At 73.8% G+C, this 2,438-nt stretch carries 3 protein-coding genes; all 3 read right to left on the reverse strand.

The genetic code is table 11. The annotated features are described in order from the left end of the window. A partial coding sequence (locus tag PLL68_RS13910; protein ID WP_324535079.1) for a double zinc ribbon domain-containing protein occupies nucleotides 1-254 on the reverse strand: 254 nt, incomplete at its 3' end. Then, nucleotides 251-1,528: a vWA domain-containing protein gene (locus PLL68_RS13915; RefSeq protein ID WP_324535081.1), complete on the reverse strand. Its 1,278-nt coding sequence runs from the start codon at nucleotides 1,526-1,528 to the stop codon at nucleotides 251-253. The genes PLL68_RS13915 and PLL68_RS13910, both read right to left, overlap by 4 nt. Further along, on the reverse strand, nucleotides 1,509-2,438 hold a 930-nt coding region (locus tag PLL68_RS13920), incomplete at its 5' end, for a PP2C family protein-serine/threonine phosphatase (RefSeq protein ID WP_324535083.1). The genes PLL68_RS13920 and PLL68_RS13915, both read right to left, overlap by 20 nt.

The following is a 2,438-nucleotide window of genomic DNA, read 5'->3' on the forward strand; positions in this document are numbered from 1 at the left end:
GCCGAGCGGGGCATGGTGCCGGTGGTGAAGTCGTAGCCGCAGGCCTCGCAGAACAGGGCCGAGGCGGCCTTGTCCGCACCGCAGCTGGGGCACGTCTCGGGCTCGGCCTCGGGGGTGGATGCCGTGGCGCCCCCTTCCGGGGTCGCGGCACCGCCCGCTGCCGCTCCGTTCTGCGAGATCGGGGCCCCGCAGGTGTCGCAGTAGTCCGAGGACTGGGAGTCGTGGCCGTTGGGGCAGACGGCGGGGGTGCTCACTTCTTCACCCGCGTCGTCTTCGTGGACGCCGTGTCCAGGGCCATCTCGTCGAGCTTGTCGACGCTGCGCCTGAGCCGGACCGTCCCGGTGTCGGCGTCCTCGATCTCGACGATCTTGCGCAACCTGGTGGTGGCCTCCTCGTTACCGGTCTCGGCCGCGAGCTGGACCGCCCGGCCGAGCTTGGCGGTCGCGGTGTCGCTGTCCCCCGCGGCCTTGGCCGCCAGTCCGTCCTGGATCACCTCGGCCAGCTCGGCCTGCCCGGTGTAGTGCGCGACGGCGGGGTCGATGCGGGTGGTGAGCGTGTCGTCGTTGGACCACAGGGCCTTCACGAGGCCCTGGGCGAGCACCTCGTCACCGACGGCGAGCTGTACGCGGGCGGCCAGCTGCTCCTGCCCGACGACCTTCGCCGGCAGGCGGACCGCCACGTGGTAGTCGCGCGACTCATCTCCCCACGCGCCGGTCGGGTAGGCGCCGGTGAGGGGGTTGACGTCCTGACGGCGGGCGGTGAGGTCCTCGACGGTCGGGGCGACCTGACGCACGAACAGCACCTGCGCACCCTGGGGCGCCCACACCCGAAGGGCCGCCTCGGCGACGCCGCGCCCCATCGCGGCGCGCATGATGCCCTCGAAGTCGGCGGCCATGTCCTCCGGGCGGGCGATGAGGTCGACCGTTCCCATCAGGGCGGTGGCGATGCGGCGCACCTCGGCGACCTCCCACGCGGCGCCCACCCCGCGGCAGTCGGCCTGGAACTGTCCGCGGGCGCCCTCGATCGCCGCCGAGAGCTGCTCGGGGGTCTCGTGCTGGTTGATGCCGTCGGTGAGCAGGATCGCGTGTCGCTGCACCGCCGACGGGACGCTGGCAAGCACCCGGGTGGCCAGGGTCAGCCAGGTGCCCATGGCGGTGCCGCCGTCTGCGGCGAACCCGGCGACGGCCGCCTTGGCCTGCGCCCGGGTCTGGGCGTCCATGCGCACCATGCCGAGCTCCCGGCCGTACGGGTAGGCCAGCCTGGCCTCGTGGCTCCCCGCGATCACCGCGAACCAGACACCGTCGTTGATCTGGTCCAGGGCGGCGGCCGCCGCGGTGCGCGCTGCCGCGATGTTCTCGCCGTCCATCGACCCCGAGGTGTCGACGATGACGAGCTCGGCGGCGTCACCGGCGCCGGCCTGACCGACCGCCCCCGCGCCGGTGCAGGTGATGGTGACGATGGCGTGCACGTCCGTGCCCCCGTCGGGCAGGAACTCGTTCTGGTAGACGTCAGCGGAGAACGTTGGCATCTGCGGAGACTTCCTCTCGGTGGGCCGCGGGCGGGGTACCCGTCGCGGTGGGGGTCGGGTCGATGCGGGCCAGCGCCACGGTGATGTTGTCGCGCCCACCCTGGGCGTTGGCCCACTGCACGAGCGCCGCTGCGAGCGGTAGTGGCTCGCCACCCACGCTCGCCATCGTCGCACTGACCAGCTGTGCCAGGTCGGCCGGAGCGGAGCAGTAGTTCCACAGGCCGTCGGAGCAGACGAGCACCCAGCCGGGGGCGTCGAGGGCGAGCGAGACGGTGCGTGGCGTGTGGTCGGGGGCGTCGCTGCCGAGCCACCTCGTGATGGCGTGGGCGTGCGGGCCGTTCTCGGCGACCTCCCGGTCGGCGCCGGCCGCGATCTGGTCGGCCGCGAAGGAGTCGTCCGTGGTCAGCAGGGTGGCCTCACCGGCGTCGGGGACCCAGTAGGCCCGGCTGTCGCCGACCCAGCCCACGACGAGCACCGGGCCGTCGACGACTCCTGCGACGAACGTGCAGGATGCCGGGTTGCCGGGCCCCGGGGCGGTGTTGGCGATGACTGCGGTGTTGGCGGCATCCGCGGCGAGGGACAGGGCGCGCGCCGTCGCGGCGACCCCACTGGCGGGGGTGCCGAGGCCGCGCGGCTGGGAGTGCTGGAGCACGTCGCGTGCTGCCCTGGCCGCGGCCAGGCTCGCGACGTCGGAGTCGGTCGAGCTGGAGACGCCGTCGCACACGACGAGCACGGCCCGCTCCCCCGGCGTCGACGACGCGGCCAGGGCCACGGCATCCTCGTTGCGATGGTGGCGGATCCCCCGGTCGCACACCGCGGCGACCCACGCCGCAGGCTGCTCGGTGAAGTGGTCGCGCGGCTTGACGGCAGCGGTGCCGCACTGGGTGCAGTAGCCGTCGTCGGCGACCGC

Origin of the sequence: Ornithinibacter sp. (assembly GCF_035443565.1) — a bacterium.
Lineage (GTDB): Bacteria > Actinomycetota > Actinomycetes > Actinomycetales > Dermatophilaceae > Fodinibacter.

Bases quoted from the DNA above. Each gene is read 5' to 3' on its own strand.
- PLL68_RS13915 (WP_324535081.1), bottom strand. From the start codon at position 1,528: ATGCCAACGTTCTCCGCTGACGTCTACCAGAACGAGTTCCTGCCCGAC.